19 protein-coding genes and 1 pseudogene are annotated in these 15127 nt (G+C 37.0%); 17 read left to right on the forward strand and 3 right to left on the reverse strand.

Annotation, left to right across the window (positions count from 1 at the left end; all coding sequences use genetic code 11):
* Positions 1-138 precede the first annotated feature (138 nt).
* A complete protein-coding gene (locus ACTQXY_RS13600; protein WP_004613177.1) occupies positions 139-357 on the reverse strand; it encodes a YaaL family protein in 219 nt (72 codons plus the stop codon).
* A 131-nt stretch (positions 358-488) separates the two neighbouring features.
* On the opposite strand from ACTQXY_RS13600, the gene pduB reads away from it, so the two are divergent.
* The 13 genes from pduB (at position 489) to ACTQXY_RS13665 (ending at position 10453) form a co-directional block, all read left to right on the forward strand.
* Positions 489-1202 carry a microcompartment protein PduB gene (gene pduB / locus ACTQXY_RS13605; protein ID WP_441659914.1) on the forward strand — a complete coding sequence of 238 codons (714 nt, stop codon included), beginning with the start codon at positions 489-491 and terminating at the stop codon, positions 1200-1202.
* Between the two features lie 66 nt (positions 1203-1268).
* Complete coding sequence (locus ACTQXY_RS13610; RefSeq protein ID WP_441659915.1) at positions 1269-1481, forward strand: pro-sigmaK processing inhibitor BofA family protein; 213 nt, start codon at positions 1269-1271, stop codon at positions 1479-1481.
* A 164-nt stretch (positions 1482-1645) separates the two neighbouring features.
* A complete protein-coding gene (locus tag ACTQXY_RS13615) occupies positions 1646-2605 on the forward strand; it encodes a hypothetical protein (protein ID WP_441659916.1) in 960 nt (319 codons plus the stop codon).
* A complete protein-coding gene (locus ACTQXY_RS13620) occupies positions 2602-3801 on the forward strand; it encodes a TadA family conjugal transfer-associated ATPase (protein WP_441659917.1) in 1200 nt (399 codons plus the stop codon). Before ACTQXY_RS13615 ends, ACTQXY_RS13620 begins: the two co-directional genes overlap by 4 nt.
* Complete coding sequence (locus ACTQXY_RS13625; RefSeq protein ID WP_441659918.1) at positions 3758-4513, forward strand: type II secretion system F family protein; 756 nt, start codon at positions 3758-3760, stop codon at positions 4511-4513. The genes ACTQXY_RS13620 and ACTQXY_RS13625 overlap by 44 nt, the downstream gene beginning before the upstream one ends.
* A gap of 2 nt (positions 4514-4515) precedes the next feature.
* Positions 4516-5808 (forward strand): type II secretion system F family protein, encoded by a 1293-nt coding sequence (locus ACTQXY_RS13630; RefSeq protein WP_441659919.1) that lies wholly within the window; start codon positions 4516-4518, stop codon positions 5806-5808.
* A 31-nt stretch (positions 5809-5839) separates the two neighbouring features.
* Positions 5840-6016 carry a Flp1 family type IVb pilin gene (locus tag ACTQXY_RS13635; RefSeq protein WP_441659920.1) on the forward strand — a complete coding sequence of 59 codons (177 nt, stop codon included), beginning with the start codon at positions 5840-5842 and terminating at the stop codon, positions 6014-6016.
* 13 nt (positions 6017-6029) lie between these two features.
* Complete coding sequence (locus ACTQXY_RS13640) at positions 6030-7364, forward strand: DUF5702 domain-containing protein (RefSeq protein ID WP_441659921.1); 1335 nt, start codon at positions 6030-6032, stop codon at positions 7362-7364.
* A gap of 231 nt (positions 7365-7595) precedes the next feature.
* A complete protein-coding gene (locus tag ACTQXY_RS13645) occupies positions 7596-8267 on the forward strand; it encodes a pilus assembly protein (RefSeq protein ID WP_441659922.1) in 672 nt (223 codons plus the stop codon).
* Entirely contained in the window at positions 8255-8677 is a 423-nt protein-coding gene (locus tag ACTQXY_RS13650; RefSeq protein ID WP_441659923.1) for a prepilin peptidase, read from the forward strand. The genes ACTQXY_RS13645 and ACTQXY_RS13650 overlap by 13 nt, the downstream gene beginning before the upstream one ends.
* Positions 8674-9084, forward strand: a complete 411-nt coding sequence (locus tag ACTQXY_RS13655; protein WP_441659924.1) for a TadE/TadG family type IV pilus assembly protein — start codon at positions 8674-8676, stop codon at positions 9082-9084. Before ACTQXY_RS13650 ends, ACTQXY_RS13655 begins: the two co-directional genes overlap by 4 nt.
* Complete coding sequence (locus tag ACTQXY_RS13660) at positions 9081-9803, forward strand: DUF6382 domain-containing protein (RefSeq protein ID WP_441659925.1); 723 nt, start codon at positions 9081-9083, stop codon at positions 9801-9803. The genes ACTQXY_RS13655 and ACTQXY_RS13660 overlap by 4 nt, the downstream gene beginning before the upstream one ends.
* 56 nt (positions 9804-9859) lie before the next feature.
* Positions 9860-10453, forward strand: a complete 594-nt coding sequence (locus tag ACTQXY_RS13665) for a rhomboid family intramembrane serine protease (RefSeq protein WP_441659926.1) — start codon at positions 9860-9862, stop codon at positions 10451-10453.
* 24 nt (positions 10454-10477) lie between these two features.
* Here the strand turns inward: ACTQXY_RS13665 and ACTQXY_RS13670 are convergent.
* Positions 10478-11077: pseudogene (locus tag ACTQXY_RS13670) on the reverse strand (sensor histidine kinase); the annotation flags it as partial.
* 125 nt (positions 11078-11202) lie between these two features.
* On the opposite strand from ACTQXY_RS13670, the gene ACTQXY_RS13675 reads away from it, so the two are divergent.
* Positions 11203-11616: an HIT domain-containing protein gene (locus tag ACTQXY_RS13675; protein ID WP_441659927.1), complete on the forward strand. Its 414-nt coding sequence runs from the start codon at positions 11203-11205 to the stop codon at positions 11614-11616.
* A gap of 21 nt (positions 11617-11637) precedes the next feature.
* A complete protein-coding gene (locus ACTQXY_RS13680; RefSeq protein WP_441659928.1) occupies positions 11638-12204 on the forward strand; it encodes an RNA polymerase sigma factor in 567 nt (188 codons plus the stop codon).
* 52 nt (positions 12205-12256) lie between these two features.
* Here the strand turns inward: ACTQXY_RS13680 and ACTQXY_RS13685 are convergent, their stop codons facing one another.
* The gene (locus ACTQXY_RS13685) at positions 12257-13321 is read right to left on the reverse strand and encodes an undecaprenyldiphospho-muramoylpentapeptide beta-N-acetylglucosaminyltransferase (RefSeq protein WP_441659929.1); all 1065 of its coding nucleotides are present in this window, start codon (positions 13319-13321) and stop codon (positions 12257-12259) included.
* Positions 13322-13455: 134 nt separating this feature from the next.
* On the opposite strand from ACTQXY_RS13685, the gene ACTQXY_RS13690 reads away from it, so the two are divergent.
* Both ACTQXY_RS13690 and ACTQXY_RS13695 read left to right on the forward strand, forming a co-directional pair.
* Positions 13456-14274 (forward strand): DUF4367 domain-containing protein, encoded by an 819-nt coding sequence (locus ACTQXY_RS13690; protein ID WP_441659930.1) that lies wholly within the window; start codon positions 13456-13458, stop codon positions 14272-14274.
* A gap of 66 nt (positions 14275-14340) precedes the next feature.
* Positions 14341-14808, forward strand: coding sequence for a hypothetical protein (locus ACTQXY_RS13695; RefSeq protein ID WP_441659931.1), 468 nt, complete (start codon positions 14341-14343; stop codon positions 14806-14808).
* Positions 14809-15127: the final 319 nt, after the last annotated feature.

Here is a 15127-nt window from a genome sequence, read left to right on the forward strand (position 1 = left end):
CAGAAAGTATCTGATATGCGGTGCTCTTTAATAAAAGCAACGAGAAATTTCATTCATACAGAAAAGTGGTGCTGGAGTTAAACTCCAGCACCAACTTTGTCTACACTCTGAACGGGGGTTTGGCAAAACCCCCGTTTTTTAGTGGCAGGAACGCTGTCCTTTAGCCTGTCTCAGTAAAAAACGATATTTTTTCCATGCAGCATTGCTTTCAAAAATACAGCAGTCAATGAGATCTGGGTCAACGGCATTTTGAAAGTTGGAATATGCGGCATCCATCTGTGCTTTTACCTTTTCGATTTCTTCGTGTATATTGTATTCGGATGTTTCTCTTTGGCAGTTCTTTTGAAATAGTTTCATACGACACCCCTCATTCTTGTAAATAGTCTCTTTTATCTAGTATAGACAAAAAATAGAATAAAATACCATATTTACATTCCTTTTTGCATAAGATACAATGGACTAAGAGAGTTTGCTTGGAGGAACAAAAAATGGATGTAAGATTAATCAGTATGGATTGCACAAGAACAGAATTTGTGGGAACGGCGGTTCTTGACACAATTGGACTTGTTATACCTGGAGCGGACGATAGTTTGCTGAAACAGATGGATATAGGGGAAAAATATCGGACACTTGGATTGTTGAGTTCAAGAACTGGAGCAGCGGGACAATTTACTGCGCTAGATGATGCAGTAAAAGCAACGAACACAGAGGTGCTTAGTATCGAACTTCCACGTGATACAAAAGGATGGGGTGGACATGGTAACTATGTTGTAATTGGTGGGAATGATGTGTCAGATGTAAGAGATGCAATTCAGATGGCATTGGAATTAACAAATAAATATGCAGGTGAATTATATATTAGTGAAGCGGGACACTTGGAGTTTGCGTATTCTGCGAGTGCGGGGGAGATACTTCAAAAAGCATTTGGGGCGGAACGAGATAAGGCATTTGGTTTTTTAGCGGGATCTCCTGCGGCAATTGGACTTGTTATGGCAGATGCAGCGGTAAAAGCTTCACATGTTGAGATTGTAAACTACATGACCCCGAATAAAGGAACGAGCCACTCCAATGAAGTGATTTTAGCATTTTCCGGAGATGCAAGCGCAGTAAAAGCAGCAGTGCAGGAAGCAAGACAAATAGGATTGGAACTATTAATTGCAATGGGAAGTTATCCAATGATACCGGGAGAGCCGTATTTGTAGATGAAAAGCAGTAATAAAATATTATCATTTCACATATTGTATATAAAGATATAAGGGGAAATGGCGATGCAGGAAGAACCTAGAACAAGTTTTATTGTTAATTTTATTGTCAGGGCGATATTGGGGATGGGATTAATTTTTTTTATAAACCAATACTTAGAGTATAAGGGTATTTCTTTGAGTGTAGGCTTGAATGGGATATCCTTTTTGACATCTGGGCTACTTGGAATTCCAGGGGTTGCAATGCTTTATGGTATATTGGCGTATAAAATTTTATAGAGATTGCACAAAAATGAAATATTTGAAAAAATGCTATGGACAAGTGAGAAAAAGACGTTTATAATGCAACATACAAGTTAAGTCATTCTTAAATTTTTAAAAATCAAGAGCCGATTCCGGCGAGAAATCCAAAGTTAAAAAATAAAATACAAAGGAGGGAGTATTTGAGTGAAAAGAATATTGTAATATGTGATAAAGAGGTCAAATATGCTGAGAAACTTATGGAAAATATCATGGAACGAAACGAATTTGCAGTAAAAGTGTATGTATGTAGTACATGGGAAAATGTAAAAATACTTTCGCAAGACAGGAGCATTCATATTTTGGTTGTGGATGAAACATATGCAAAGAGAGATTGTAGTGAGGTAGATGCAGAACAAATTTTTGTGCTGACTACAGGAAATTGCAAAAATGTGTATCGGGAAGAAAAATGTGTTTACAAATATCAGTGTGTAGATCAGATATTATCAGAGATTCTAGAAACATATTTTGAAAGAACAAAAGAGAATGTGATGAAAAGTGTGAAAAAGGAATTTGTTAAAATAATAGCGATATATTCCCCTATTCACAGAGTTGGAAAGACAAGTTTTGCAATAGCATTTGGAAAAGAATTAGCAAAATTTAAAAAGGTACTGTATTTGAATATGGAAGAGTACTTTGGATATGGAGAGATGTTTGAGCAGATAGATAATGGAAATCTTGGAGATGCTCTGTACTATACCAAACAGGAAAATAGCAATTTCGGACTTCGACTTAGGATGCTGGTCAGGACAATTGATGAATTGGATTATATTCCACCGATGCCGGTGAGTCTTGATTTGAAAGAGGTACTTTGGGAGGAATGGAAAGTTTTATTCAAACAGATTGTGGAGGATAGTGTCTATGAGGTAATTTTGTTAGATATTGGAGAAAGTGTGCAGGGACTTTTGAAAATGCTTGACTTGTGTGACAGAATTTATATGCCCGTTTTAGAGGATGATGTTTCACAAGAAAAGCTGCGACAATATGAAGAAAATCTGCAAAGGCTTCAACTGGAGAGACTGATGGAAAAAACATATATGTTTATCGGCTTACAAGATATTGAAAATAAAATGAGACAACTTGTGAAGGAGGAAGTCTTATGATTCAAATGGAAGAATTATATGAAAAAATTTTGACAGAGATGGATTTGTCAAAGGAAGTGGAGGATGATGAACTTGTAGAAATCATACACCGGATTTTAGATGAAAAAGGGAAAGAGACTTATATATCATTAAGGCAAAAATCAGGTCTTGGGAAGGAATTGTTTAATGCGTTTCGAAAGCTGGATATTTTACAAGAACTGATTGAAGATGATGAGATTACAGAAATTATGATTAATGGAATCAATAATATTTTTGTGGAGAAACAAGGACAGATATTGGAGCTTGAAAAGCGGTTTATTACAAGAACAAAGCTAGAAGATGTCATTCAACAGATTGTTGCGGGATCAAACCGGATTGTAAATGAGGCATCTCCGATTGTGGATGCGAGACTCCCGGATGGATCCAGAGTCAATGTCGTATTATATCCGATTGCATTGAATGGACCAATTGTGACAATTCGAAAATTTCCGAAAGAGAATATCACGATGGAGCAACTCGTTCGTTTAGAAGCAGTTGGTCAGGAGATGATACCGTTTCTAAAACGGCTTATGGAAGCAAAATACAATGTTTTCATTAGCGGAGGGACAGGCTCTGGAAAGACTACTTTTTTAAACGCGTTGTCGGATTTCATACCAAAAGATGAGAGAATTATCACAATTGAGGATAATGCGGAGTTGAGAATCCAAAATGTTCCGAATCTAGTTCGCCTGGAAGCAAGAAATGCAAATGTAGAAGGAACAGGGGAAATCACTATTCGTGATTTGATTAAGTCAGCACTTCGCATGAGACCATCTAGAATTATTGTTGGTGAAGTGCGCGGAAGAGAGGCAATTGATATGCTACAAAGTCTGAATACCGGACATTGTGGAGCGAGCAGTGGGCATTCAAATAGTCCGGAGGATATGCTCAGTCGATTAGAGACAATGGTATTGATGGGAATGGACATTCCGCTTGCGGCAATACAAAGACAAATAGCGGCAGGAATTGATATTATTATACATCTTGGCCGACTTAGAGACAGGAGTAGAAAGTTACTACAGATTGTGGAGGTATTAGGGTATGAAGAAGGTAAAATACAGCTTCAGACATTGTATGAGTTCCAAGAGACGAAGATGGTTGATGGAAAAATAAAAGGAGAATGGGTAAAATTACATGAGATTCAAAATCAAGAAAAATTACTGGCAGCAGGATATTAGAAGGCGTGATTATTTGTTGGCGACTTTGGTAGGGGTTCTTGCAATTCTAATGATTTCTTATTTGTTCTATGGGACATGTCTGTGTGCAATTCTATTGTCACCTTATTTAATCTATTTTTTAAAATCATGGGAAAAACAATGGATAGAGAAAAGGAAAAATATGTTTCAATTGCAGTTTAAGGAAGCGGTACAAGCTTTGGCAACAGCATTAAATGTTGGATATTCGGTAGAAAATGCTATGAGGGAGGTCCTGAAAGATCTTCAAGTCATATACAAAAAAGACGAGTTAATTATACGAGAATTTCGGTATATGGTTCGACAATTGGATGTAAATTTTACGATAGAGAAAGTATTGCAGGAATTTTCAGAACGAACCAAGGAAGAGGATGTACAGACATTTGTAACCATATTTGTCATGGCGAAAAGGAGTGGTGGGGATATGATTGGAATTATCCGAAATACGGTACAACAGATGTCAGAAAAAGCAGATATCAGAAGAGAAATTGGGACAATCATAGCATCTAAAAAGTTGGAATTTAAAGTGATGTCAGCTATTCCGTTTGGAATGATCTGTTATATGAAGTTTAGTTTTCCGGAGTTTATGGGAATTTTATATGGCAATGTGGCTGGAGTTGTGATTATGACGATTTGTTTTTTGGGATATGTGATTGCATATGAGGCTGGAAAACGAATTGTAGAAATTGAGGTGTAGATATGATCTTATGTATCATTGGATATCTGACATTACTCTTTTTAGTAGTTGAAAAACGGAAAAGAAAGAGTTTCGTATGGTTTGAAGGAAAGACGGGAGGGCAGATTTTATTGATTCTATTTTGTGCAAATACCATTGCATTTGGACTTTTTTTGATAGACAGGGAAGGAAAAAATTCCGTGGAAATAGAACGAAATGCTTATGGTGGAGGGAATCGAAGAGAGACTTATGAAATCACGGTTGGACATGAAGTAAAAGAAAAAGAAATTATCGTAGATGTAGAAGAACAGAAGTACACACCACGGGAGATACGGAAAATTTTCAAACAGGTGATCAAAGAGATGGATGAGGTTATTTTGGGAGAAAATAAAAGTCTCAATCATGTGGATAAGGACTTAAATCTGCTTACGGAGTGGAAAGAGTATCCAGTGCTCATTCAGTGGGAATTGGATCATTATGAGGTGATGAATGTTCAAGGTGAAATTCAGACAGAAAAGACAAAACCGGAGGGAACATTAGTGGGACTAAGAGGAACTCTTATGTATGAGGGAGAACAGGCATTGTATGTGACAAATGCGATGGTATATCCAGAGACAAAGAGCAAAGAAGAAAAGCTTTTGTCAGATGTTCAGGAGCTATTAAGAGAAAATGAAGAAAAAACAAAGACAGAAAAAGTGTTTTTACTGCCTTCCGAAATAGATGAGCAACCGATTAATTGGGAAAAGAAGGTGGAATCGAGAGGCTATTATGTACTTGGTCTCGGTATGATTAGTGCGGTGCTCATGATTGCGCTGAAAAAACAAAATGAGCAAAAAGCTCAAAAGGAGCGAAAGGAACAGATGCTTACGGATTATCCTGAAATTATTAATAAGTTCTCACTTCTTTTGAGTACTGGGATGACAACAAAAAGTGTGTGGGAAAGGATAGTCAAAAACTATGAAGAACACAAGGTATGTACCGGAGAGCGGGGGGCATATGAAGAGATGCGCTATACCTGCAATGAGATGCAAAGTGGAATCACAGAGGTGGAAGCGTATGAGAGATTTGGTAAGCGGTGTGGAATATCAGTGTATATGAAATTCGGGGCATTGCTTGCACAGAACTTGAAGAAAGGAACAAAAGGGATGGCAGATTTGTTGCGAAATGAAGCAGCTCAGGCATTCGAGAACAGAAAAAGCAGGGCAAAGCGATTAGGGGAAGAGGCTGGAACAAAACTTCTTGCACCGATGTTTGGAATGCTTGCAATTGTACTTATCATCGTGATTGTTCCTGCATTTTTATCGATGCAGCTATAAAAATATATCAAATAATACGAGGAGGAAAAGTATGAAGAAGATAAAACGTTTTTTGGAATTTATGAAAGAGGAAAAAGGAATCGGAGTTGTGGAGGTAATTTTGATTTTGGTTGTGTTGATTGGTTTGGTTATTATTTTTAAATCACAACTGACAAGTTTGGTAGAGTCTATTTTTGAAAAGATTACAAGTGAAAGCGGTAGGATATAAGGTGGGTGGATAAGTGCAAAAAGGAGAGATTACTGCGTTCTTGAGTCTGATTTTTCTTTTAATTTTATCACTTCTAGGTGCAATAATTGAAAGTGCTTCGATTCAAGTGCTCAAGAATCACAAGAGAGCGGATACAAGTCTTGCGGTAGAAAGTGTCTTTGCGGAATATCAAAAAGAATTGTTGGAGGAGTATGATGTATTTGCATTGGATGGAAGCTATGGGGATAGAATATGGGATGAAAGAAAGCTCACAAGACGTCTGGAATATTATGGGGCGCAGGAGAATGCTAATAAGATTCAGAGGTCAGAGCTGTTGACAGATAATATGGGGGCACCATTTTATCGGCAGGCAGTCCGTTATATGGAAAATAAGATTGGAATAGATCATATAGACGAAGACAGTTCATATTGGGAAGGGCAGGAAGAAAGCGGAAAAAACTTTGAAAAAGCGGAAACAGAGGTTCAGGAGAATCTTGAATCAATGCTTGAAGAGACGCAAGAGAGTCTGCCAAGTGAAAATAATCCAATGGAATCGGTTTCTTCAATTCAAAAATCAAATCTGTTACAAATTATCGTGGAAAATCCAGAACAATTATCCGAGAAAAGTATAAAAAAAGAAGAGCTTGCTTCGATTCGTAAACTGAATAGAGGGAAGGGAAACTTTATGGAAAAAGAAAAACAAAATGAAGTTACCGGCAAACTTTTTTTTCAGAAATATTTACTGGAGCATTTTTCCGACATTACGCAAAAAAAGGAGAAACATGCTTTGGACTATGAATTGGAATATCTGATTGGAGGATATGAAAGTGATCAAAAAAATTTAGAGGCGGTTGTGAAGAAAATATTACCTATTCGTTTGGGAATCAATTATGCATATCTGCTTACTGATGAAAGCAAAAAAGCGGAAGCAGAAGTGTTGGCATTGTCTTTATGTACTCTTCTCACAGTTCCGGGAATTACGGAGGTGGTAAAGCATGCAATTCTTATGGCATGGGCATATGGAGAGGGACTTGTTGATCTTCGAGCACTTGTTGCCGGAAAAAAAGTACCACTTGTTAAAAATAAAGAAAATTGGAATCTACAGTTATCAGCACTTTTGCGTCTTGGAGAGCACGGAGTACAAGATTCTGGGCAAGATAGTGGGGAAGGGATGACTTATCAAGATTACCTAAAAGGCTTACTGCTCCTACAAGATAAAGAGACTCTGTCCATGCGTGCGTTAGATTTAATTGAAAGAAATTTGAATCTGAAAGCGGATCACTGTGTAATGCGAATGGAGATTGAAAGTAAATGCAGACTGCGACATGGCGTAAAATATGAATTTTCAACATATTTTGGATATCAATAAAAAGAAAAGAGGTGAATGAAGATGTCCTTTCGATTTAATAATACTCACGAAAAAACTTATAAAAATAATCAAAAACAAAAAGGAAAGGAGAAAGACTCTTTTTTGACACATCTCTCTCAAATAAATCTCATCTCTTTATCGAAAAGGGCATCTTCATTCGCCTCTGAAGGAAGTGTCACAGTGGAGGCTGCGCTAGTGGTGCCCATATTCTTTTTAGCAGTACTAAGTCTAGTGTATCTATTGGAAATTATGAGTGTCCAGACTGTGATGAAGTCTGCGCTTCACTGTGCGGCAAAAGAAATGGCAGAGGAGGCTTATGTTAATCCAATGGTCATTCGGGAAAAAGTGGAGAAGCATATTGTAGATCATGTTGGAGAAAAGTGGCTGGATCAGAGTATTATTTTTGGAGGTTCGAATGGAATAGATTGTAGAAAATCAAAAGCATGGGGAAATACAGGAATTATGGATTTGTCACTTACATATAAAGTAAAAATTCCAGTTATGATGTTTCGAATTCCCGCAATCACACAGGAGGAATATGTGCGAGTAAAAGGGTGGAACGGTTATGCGGGTAATGGATTTGGGAATCAGAATGATGAGACAGTATACATTACAGATACTGGAATTGTATATCATAAAGATCCAGATTGTACCTATTTGGAATTATCTATCAAGTCCGTTCACAAATCAGATGTGGAACAATTGCGCAATGAAGATGGAGGAAAGTATTATCCATGTGAATCTTGTATGAGAAAGGGATTTGGAAAGGGGAATGTATACATTACAGATACCGGCAATCGATATCATAGTTCACTTTCATGCCGCAGACTCAAACGAACCGTTTATGCAGTAACTTTGTCGGAAGTTTATGGAAGAGGAGGATGTAAAAGGTGTGTAAAGTAGGAGATTTTATAGTGTTGCTATTTCTGCTTTTGTGTAGTATCAGTGATTTGCGCACAAGAAAGATTTCAACAATGCTGCTAGTTATCATGAGTTTGTTTATGGTTTTACTCAGCTTGTTTTTTAAAAGACAAGGGGGTGGTGAGATTGTGGGAGGAGTATTAATTGGAATTGTTTTCTGGCTTATAAGTAAATATTCAAATGAGACAATTGGATATGGTGATAGTTGGATTATTAGTCTTATGGGAATATATTTGGGTGGTATTTGTATGTTGGAGATTGTGGTAACTGCATTTTTTCTTACAGGATTTGTTTCTCTTATGGGAATCGTATTTAAAAAGTGGAAGAACTCTGTCACACTTCCGTTTATTCCCTTTTTGACGGTGTCGTATCTGGGGGTGCTTATGATATGAAAAAGAAGCAGAATGGAAGTTTTACAATAGAGGCGTCTTTTGTTGTGCCAATTGTCCTGATGGTATTCATGGCAAGTGTGTATATCATATTTTACTTTCATGACAAGAATATTTTATCCGGGGCAGTGTATGAGACTGCTGTTGTGGGAAGTGGAAGAAAAGGCTATGAAAAGGAGGAGTTAGAAGCATATTTTAGAAGAAGAATTAAAGGGAAATTAATTATATTTTCTAACATAAAAGAAAAGATTCAATTGGAAAAAGAACAGATTATGGTTACATGCAGTGCTGAAAGAAAAATGATGACGGTAGAAGTTTGTGCATCAGTTGACCGGACAGATCCCGAAACATATATCAGAAGAATACGAAAAATAAAAAAATTAGAAGAGGAGATAGGAGATACGAAGTGAAGGCGTGTTATAAAAATGATTTAAAACGGGCATATTTGATTTTAGAAGGGGTAGAAAGTGAAGCGGAAGACTATCAGATATATATGTTAAAAGAGAATACGATCCCTGGACTTTTGAAGACAGATATTCGATATGTAGATAATATCAGTCAGTATTATTATGATATCAGCGGGAAAGTTTCTTTAAAGGCAATTCATGAAAAAGCAAACTTAAGTTATAAGGAGATGAAAAATCTTGTTTATGCATTGCTTCGGACAATTAAGACGATCCGTAAATTCATGTTGGAGGCAAATTGTATATTGCTAGATCCAGAGTATATTTACTGTGAGAAAGAGGAATTTTATTTTTGCTATTTCCCAAGGTGTGAGTGTGAATTAAAAGAGGAGTTTCATAGGCTGACAGAGTATTTTGTAAGTGAGGTGAACTATAAGGAGAAAGAAGGTATACATTTTGCTTACAGGATTCATAAGGCATCGATGGAAGAAAATTATAGTATTGAACGTATTATGAACGAGTTGATAGCAGAAGTTCAAGAGGAACAAAAAGAGGAAAAAGTAGCCCAACCTATAAATTATGAAGAAAAGATGGAAGAAAGAACGACATTGGAAATTCATGAGAAAAAGGATTTTTGGGAACCGGTAAAGAAACTTTTAGATAAAAAGAAAAAATGCAAATGGGGATATTGGGACGAAATTCACATTGAACAGGATGACTTGTAATTCCAACAGAAACTTTCTATAATAGGGTATATTCTTTTTGTAGAAAGGGGAAATTTATGGCAAATCAGAAAAAAGCAGTTTGTACGATTGGAATTGCAGTTGCAAATATCATTGTTTTTTTACTTCTTTCTTTTGGTGGAAGGATGGAAGATGGGATGTATATGTTGGAACATGGAGCGATGTATGTTCCTTTTGTAGTCGAGTATAAGGAATATTATAGGTTGTTTACTTGTATGTTTCTTCATTTTGGATTTTCACATCTGATGAATAACATGCTTACACTTGTAGTAATTGGTTGGAATGTTGAAATGTTTGTCGGAAAGATAAGATTCCTTGTGATATATTTTTTAAGTGGATTAGGGGGGAATCTGCTATCTATGGCTGTAGATATATGGAAACAGGACTATAGCGTATCAGCAGGGGCATCCGGCGCGATTTTTGGATTGACCGGAGCCATGCTGTGTCTTGCAATTTTAAATCATGGAAGAGCTGGAAATATCACAAAACAAGGAATGATCGTGATGATTTTCATCAGTTTGTATACGGGATTCACAAGTGGAGGTGTTGACAACTTCGCTCATATTGGTGGTCTGTTGACAGGATGTCTTGTCACAACACTGCTTTGTTGGAAGCGTAATTCGAAAAGTTGATCCTTTTTGGGGAGTGGAGTCGACTTCGATTGTTCCATGATGAGCATGAATGATATTCTGGGAAATGGAAAGTCCCAAGCCCGTACCGTTTTTCTTGTATGTAGTAAATGGTTCAAAGATTGAGTCTATATGTTCTTTTGAAATACCACAGCCGTTATCCTGAATTTGAATGAGGATAGAGTCACAGGTTTGCTCAGCTGTCATGGAAATAGAGCCATCAGGCAGAGCTGCCTCGGTGGCATTTCTTAAAAGATTTAAAAATACTTCTTGTAATTTTGTTTTATCTCCTGTAATCTGATTAATAGAAGGATCTATTTTGGAAAAATATTCCAATTTTGTATCTGCGATGGACGCAGCAAAAGACAGAGATATATATTCCCAAAATGGACGAAACGAGAACGTTGAAAGATTAAGGGCATTGGCATGGTTGAAACGAGAAAGATCATCCAAGAGTAGTGACATAAATTCTACATCTTTCATTAGTTCGTGCCAATGTTCGAATGTTCTCGTCTCAGGATGTCTGGATTCTATGAGTTGAAGTGTGCTGTATATAATAGTGAGTGGGTTTCTAAGTTCATGTGAAATTTTACTTATAAGTAACTGATTATCTTTATTTAGTTGCATAGAGTGCACCGCCTTTCATATGAAAGTGTAGCATTGGTATGGCAGTTATTCAAATGAATTTCGTCGACAAAATGCGACAATATTAGACATTCAAAAGGGATTAATAAAAGAAAGAAGGAAGAAAAATGAAAGATGAAAATTGTATTTTTTGTAAAATAGCGGCGGGAGAGATTCCATCTGCAACATTATACGAGGATGATGACTTCAGAGTTATTCTGGACATCGAACCAGCTTCGAAAGGACATGCATTGATTCTTCCGAAAGAGCATTATGCAAATCTATATGAATTAGATGACAAAATTGCAGAAAAAGTGCTTGTGCTTGCAAAGCAAATGGTAACGAAACTAACAGACATTTTAGGGTGTGATGGTTATAATATCGTACAGAATAATGGAACAGTAGCTGGGCAGAGTGTATTTCACTATCATATGCATTTGATTCCACGTTACAAAGAGGATACGGTTGATATTAAGTGGGAACTTGGAAATCTCACAGACAAAGATAAAGAGTACATTTTAAAGAAAATGAACGAGAAGTAGTAAAAACGGGAGATATTTATTGTGGAATCAAAAGCGTCAAAAGATAAAAAATTCGACAGTATCTATCGGGCGTATAAAGATTCAATCTTTAAAGTGGCTATGCATTATACCAAGTGTGAAGATCTGGCAAGTGAAATTACACAAAGGACATTTTTTCAGTTATATATCTATTTTGAAAATGTAGATTTAGAAAGTGTTTATCCGTGGCTGATAACAACAGCTAGAAATTCTGCGTTTAACTATAATCGAGATAGAAAACGCGAGATATTAGCAGGAGTATTTGATCTATTTAGAGGGACGAAAGACAGAGTCTGTTATATAAACAATATGGAAGAGTATTATCTGAGGAATGAGCAGAAGAGAAGGGCTGAGTGCTTGGAGTTTAGAATCTTTGAACGTTTATATAAGGAACATAGAATATGGTATGATGCAGTTATGCAGGTATATTGTTTTGGAAAATCACAACAAGAGGCAGCAGATCAATTAGGAATTGCAGTTGAAGTATTGAATAGTAGACTATATAGAGCCAGACAATGGATACGGAAGAATTATGAGAAGGAATATGAAGAAGTTGTCAACTGGTTCTGAGAAAACAGATGGTGCCGTTTCGGCACCATCTGTTGAGTTATCTCGCTTTGTTTCAGTGAGCAGCTTCTTCGATTAGTTTAATAATTGTATTAATAGAGTCCTGCTGTGAAGAGTGTTTCATAGCATTTATGTAAGTGTTTTTGTGTTGATATAATTTGTAGATGGAATTTAAAAGTGTATCTTTACTTAAATCTTCTTCCTCTAAAACAACGCTGAAACCTTGATGTTCAAAAGAACGAGCATTCAAAATCTGATCTCCGCGGCTTGCATTTGCAGAAAGTGGAACTAAAAGATTCGGTTTGCGAAGTGCAAGAAGTTCACAGATTGCATTTGCACCGGCCCGTGAAATTACAATATCAGTGAGTGCAAACAAGTCTTTTAACTGATTCTGAATGTATTCAAATTGAACATAACCTTTTAAAGATTTTAAGGAGTCATCCATCTTTCCTTTTCCACAGAGGTGGATAACATGGAAGTCTTTTAGTAGCTCAGGAAGGATAGAACGTATGGCATTATTGACAACAACAGAGCCAAGACTTCCGCCTATAATTAAAATAACAGGTTTGTCATCGGTTAAATCGCAGAATTCAAGTGCGGCAGTTTTGCTCCCTTCTAATAATTCCTGACGAATCGGAGAACCGGTAAGCACTGCTTTTTCTTTAGGAAGGTGTTCCAAAGTTTCTGGAAAGTTACAACACACTTTTGTTGCAGATGGAATGGAAATTTTGTTTGCAAGTCCGGGGGTCATGTCTGATTCATGAATGATAGTTGGCACATGACGGCGTTTTCCAGCCATGACAACAGGAACGGAGACAAATCCACCCTTTGAAAAGATGACATCCGGTTTTAACTCTTTGATTAATTTATTGGCTTCTTGGAATCCTTTCAGTACCCGAAATGGGTCAGTGAAATTTTGCACACTGAAATATCGTCGAAGCTTACCAGAGGAAATTCCGTGGTAAGGAATTTCAAATTGTTCAATTAATTCTTTTTCAATACCCGTATAGGAACCAATATAGTGAATATCATATCCGAGTTTTTTTAGACGGGGCAGTAAAGCAATATTAGGTGTAACATGACCGGCGGTACCACCACCGGTAAGAATAATACGTTTCATAACATTCCTCCGAAGTTTTTTCTATAAAATAATATTAAACAGTATTTTGTGAAAGGTCAAGAGGAATGGACAAAAGAACGTAAGTAGTGTAATGTACAGGAAGAGATCTGTTGATAGTTGCATAAGGAGACATTATGAGTGAGGAAATGAAACGATTTTTGCAAGAAGAACTGAAAAAAGAAGCGGATGAGATTATGCGGGAGGTGGAGGTGGATCAGGACGTAGAAAGTCTGACAGCACCTTCTAAGATAGATGAAAAGCTATATGAGCAGATTAGACAATATAAAGAGGAGCAGGAAGTATTAGGAGAAAAATTGTCGACCGAACAGCAGGAGTTAATTCGTCTTGGAAAAATTTACAAAAGAAAACAAAAGAGACGGAAATATGTGGTTCTGGCGGCAGCAGTTATGGCAGCATTTGCGGTGGGGATTACAAGTGTTGGAGGACCGGAGAGGATATTTCGGAGTTTTCACTGGAAGATAGGTGATAGAGAACAGACAAATTTTGACTCAGATAATGAAGATATTGTATCAGCAAAAGTGAGTGAAGAGGAAGAGGCATATCAGAGGATAAAGGATGAGCTTGGATTTGATCCAGTCAGAATGTACTATTTGCCAGAAAATATGGAGTTTCAAGAAGCAACTATTTTGGGGGAAATACAAAATAGCTATTTTATATATAGCAATGGGGGGGAGGCAAGTGTTTTGTATTATATAAATGTAAATTATAATACTAGCTCATTTGGAGTAGATATGGAAGATACTCTTGTTAAAGAATATGATATGGAAATTGATGGTGTGTGTATACATATTAAGCAGTATCAGGTTTCAGACAGCACAGAGAAGAGAAGCAGAGGTTCTTTTGAATATGATGGAATACAGTATTTTATTATTGGAAATGGTCTAAAAGAGGCGGAATTTGAAAAAATTTTAAAAAATTTACATTTTTTTTAAAAAATAGCGTTAGTTTTTCTCGACTTATGTGTATATATAGTATAAGGACAAAAAGGAGAGAAAAAAATGAAGAAAAAAATATTGATGATTGCAAGTGTATTTACGTTTGGATTAGCTGGAACGATTACAAGTGAGACAGTCTCACATGCGCAGGAGGGCAGCAACATAACTCAAGACTATTCGTATTTATTGACTGGAGATACCATCATTGGACAGATGTTGCCGGAAACAAGAGGGGTATATTTGTCAACAGGCACGTCTACTATCAGCGATGCAGGTACGGGGAAAATAGCTGCGGGAGGAGTTACAATAGCTGCAAAAAAATGTGATGTGACAGTAAATGTCATTGTAGAGAGATTATCGGGTGACAATTGGGCAAGGGTGACGTCGTGGACAGCTGAATTAAGCAACACGTGGTCTGTAGGCACAGAAAAGATTCTCAGCGTAGGACGTGGATATTACTATCGTGTGAGATGTATACATAGTGCACATACTGATGTGAGTAGTTCGATGACAAGTAGTCTTTGGAGATAAAGTATCATTAATCTGTCATATCTCTGGGGGAACTGTCGCAGCCACTGCAAGCGTAGTTATGAGAAACTCATAAAAATAACAAAAAAATTAGAGAGAGCTTACATCAAGAACAAAACCACATAGCTCATAGAGCTAAAAAAATCTACGGATTTGCAGTGGCTGCGATAGTTCCCCCGGGTAAAAAAGGAATGGAATGAATCCATTCCTTCAGACTGTAGACAAAGTCCCGGACAGAAGTCCGGGTCAGACTGTAGACAAAGTCCCGGACAAAAGTCCGGGCTTTTCTTATGCTTCAGTTATCCACAATTCTTTTTTGTAG

This window comes from Faecalimonas sp. LCP19S3_D12 (genome assembly GCF_052121495.1).
Classification (GTDB): Bacteria; Bacillota; Clostridia; order Lachnospirales; family Lachnospiraceae; genus Faecalimonas.

What these genes read in the sequence shown, in the direction of transcription:
- ACTQXY_RS13600 (WP_004613177.1), bottom strand. Translation starts at nt 357, where the DNA reads ATGAAACTATTTCAAAAGAACTGCCAAAGAGAAACATCCGAATACAAT.
- pduB (WP_441659914.1), top strand. Translation starts at nt 489, where the DNA reads ATGGATGTAAGATTAATCAGTATGGATTGCACAAGAACAGAATTTGTG.
- ACTQXY_RS13610 (WP_441659915.1), top strand. Translation starts at nt 1,269, where the DNA reads ATGCAGGAAGAACCTAGAACAAGTTTTATTGTTAATTTTATTGTCAGG.
- ACTQXY_RS13620 (WP_441659917.1), top strand. Translation starts at nt 2,602, where the DNA reads ATGATTCAAATGGAAGAATTATATGAAAAAATTTTGACAGAGATGGAT.
- ACTQXY_RS13625 (WP_441659918.1), top strand. Translation starts at nt 3,758, where the DNA reads ATGAGATTCAAAATCAAGAAAAATTACTGGCAGCAGGATATTAGAAGG.
- ACTQXY_RS13630 (WP_441659919.1), top strand. Translation starts at nt 4,516, where the DNA reads ATGATCTTATGTATCATTGGATATCTGACATTACTCTTTTTAGTAGTT.
- ACTQXY_RS13635 (WP_441659920.1), top strand. Translation starts at nt 5,840, where the DNA reads ATGAAGAAGATAAAACGTTTTTTGGAATTTATGAAAGAGGAAAAAGGA.
- ACTQXY_RS13655 (WP_441659924.1), top strand. Translation starts at nt 8,674, where the DNA reads ATGAAAAAGAAGCAGAATGGAAGTTTTACAATAGAGGCGTCTTTTGTT.
- ACTQXY_RS13665 (WP_441659926.1), top strand. Translation starts at nt 9,860, where the DNA reads ATGGCAAATCAGAAAAAAGCAGTTTGTACGATTGGAATTGCAGTTGCA.
- ACTQXY_RS13675 (WP_441659927.1), top strand. Translation starts at nt 11,203, where the DNA reads ATGAAAGATGAAAATTGTATTTTTTGTAAAATAGCGGCGGGAGAGATT.
- ACTQXY_RS13685 (WP_441659929.1), bottom strand. Translation starts at nt 13,321, where the DNA reads ATGAAACGTATTATTCTTACCGGTGGTGGTACCGCCGGTCATGTTACA.
- ACTQXY_RS13690 (WP_441659930.1), top strand. Translation starts at nt 13,456, where the DNA reads ATGAGTGAGGAAATGAAACGATTTTTGCAAGAAGAACTGAAAAAAGAA.
- ACTQXY_RS13695 (WP_441659931.1), top strand. Translation starts at nt 14,341, where the DNA reads ATGAAGAAAAAAATATTGATGATTGCAAGTGTATTTACGTTTGGATTA.